The organism is Bradyrhizobium sp. AUGA SZCCT0222 (assembly GCF_018130205.1).
In the GTDB taxonomy this organism is placed as follows: domain Bacteria; phylum Pseudomonadota; class Alphaproteobacteria; order Rhizobiales; family Xanthobacteraceae; genus Bradyrhizobium.
The window spans coordinates 1-1786 of sequence record NZ_JAFCLX010000099.1 but is presented as its reverse complement, the minus strand read 5'-3'; the positions used below and the strand labels follow the sequence as shown (position 1 = coordinate 1786).

General features: G+C 58.8%; 1 protein-coding gene. It reads left to right on the top strand.

Features of this window, described 5'->3' with window-relative positions; translation table 11 throughout:
- Window positions 1–764 precede the first annotated feature (764 nt).
- Window positions 765–1526: a hypothetical protein gene (locus JQ629_RS37425; RefSeq protein WP_249135544.1), complete on the top strand. Its 762-nt coding sequence runs from the start codon at window positions 765–767 to the stop codon at window positions 1524–1526.
- Window positions 1527–1786: the final 260 nt, after the last annotated feature.

Here is a 1786-nt window from a genome sequence, read left to right as displayed (position 1 = left end):
AGTCTCTGCAGTGAAGCGCCCGATGCAGGGCTACTCGCCTAACCGGAAAAGTGGGCGCGATTGCCAAGCCCTAGGCCAGCACGATCAAAATTGCCGCCCCTGCCCCTAAGATAATCACGTCGGCTGTTACCCTGTGTGCCATTTCACACATCGGGAAAAAATGGTAAACTCTACTGCCCAGCCCCGCTTACCCGTGACGATCGGCGGCCGCCCACAAAAGCAGGTTCTTGATTATGAGTTTCGAGAGAATGTCTGACGCTAGCATCGCACGTTATTACGAGAGCATACGCGAACAAGCCGAGGCCGATCGAAAGCATAAAGAGCATTTCACGGCTAGCCCGAGCGTCCGGGAACGGGCGGATAAGCTACGTCAAGAAATGATCAAGCGGCGAATGCAGCACTCGCCCATCAACTGGCCATCCTGATTTCGATTAATGTCAGGTAAGGGCAAATGATAACGCAGCGGGCGCCATACAAAACGCGCCGCTGGACGGAAGCCGAGCTGGCCGCACTGCGGTCAATGGCTCAGGCCGGAAAGGACGCCCGCAGCATCGGTAAACAGCTTGGCAGATCTTTTATGGGCGTCCAAGCCAAGGCGAAGAAACTGAACCTTGTCTTGCCGCGAATGAAGGCATAATCGTGGGCCCCTTTCGGGAAAATGACATCATGATCGCGACGATAGCCGGCTTGTTAGCCTGGATGATCACACTTGCTATACGTACCGCTTTTGGCGGCTGACCCCCACCCACGGCAGCTGTAGGTCAATGACATCCAGGCCCCGACGGATTGATAATTTGCCGTTAGGTGCTGCGCCGCGCTTCAATAGCGTGCCTGAACTTACCCGCCGCCCTCACCCCGAACGCTCCGACTGCTGGCCCGTCTACTACGCTGACGTGCAGGTCGGCACGATCGCGATCCAGGCCGGCCTACCGGTCAAAGCCAAGCAATGGAGATGGGACGTCGGCTTCTACCCGACATCACATCGCGGTCGCTCCGGCAGCGGCTACGCTGCAACCTTCGACGAGGCGCGGGCAGGCTTCGAAAGAGCCTGGACGGACTATCTGCCGCGGGTGCACGGAAGCCGACTTCGACGAGTACCGGCGCCAGCGTGCCTGGACGGCATGGAAATACGCCATGCACGGGGCCGGCCTGCCGCTGCCGACGCTATCAACCAGTGGACGGGCACGTTGTTTCTGTGGCGCCTCGATCGATATGGCGGTAACCGACCGTCACGTTCACGACGAACATATGGATTCGCAGCGCGCATGAAGTTTAGAGTTGACCGCCCCTATTCCGATCCTGAAAAGGCCGCGCTCAAGCTGCTGGAGATCGCCAACGCTACCGAGCCGGTAGACGGAAAGATTTACATCGAGAAGATAAACGCGCCGATGCTGTACCTGGAGCGCGCCACCCCGGCCGAATACAAAGCCGGGCTTGATTTGGCGATATCGCGCGGTTGGCTGTTGCTGCATGAGAGTGGGACGTTCGTTAAATTCACCCAAGCCGGGGCTGACCTGTTCGGCTAGGAACCAATTCGTCCTGCCGTGATTGACTGGGCGGCCGGGATCACGCCCGGCGGGCCGCGCCTTGCCACGGAAGGCTGTAATGGTTGAATCCTCACTACCCCGCTTCCTCGTTAGGCAAGACGGCAGCGGCACAAATTGGATGGTGTGGGACCGACTATCAAAGCGACCAGCCAGGCTTAAGGACGAGGAGCTTGTGAAGCTGGCATTCTCGGCCGCTGAAGCCCTCCGGGATTCTCTGAACGCTGGTCCACCGACCCATG

Bases quoted from the DNA above. Each gene is read 5' to 3' on its own strand.
- JQ629_RS37425 (WP_249135544.1), top strand. From the start codon at position 765: ATGACATCCAGGCCCCGACGGATTGATAATTTGCCGTTAGGTGCTGCG.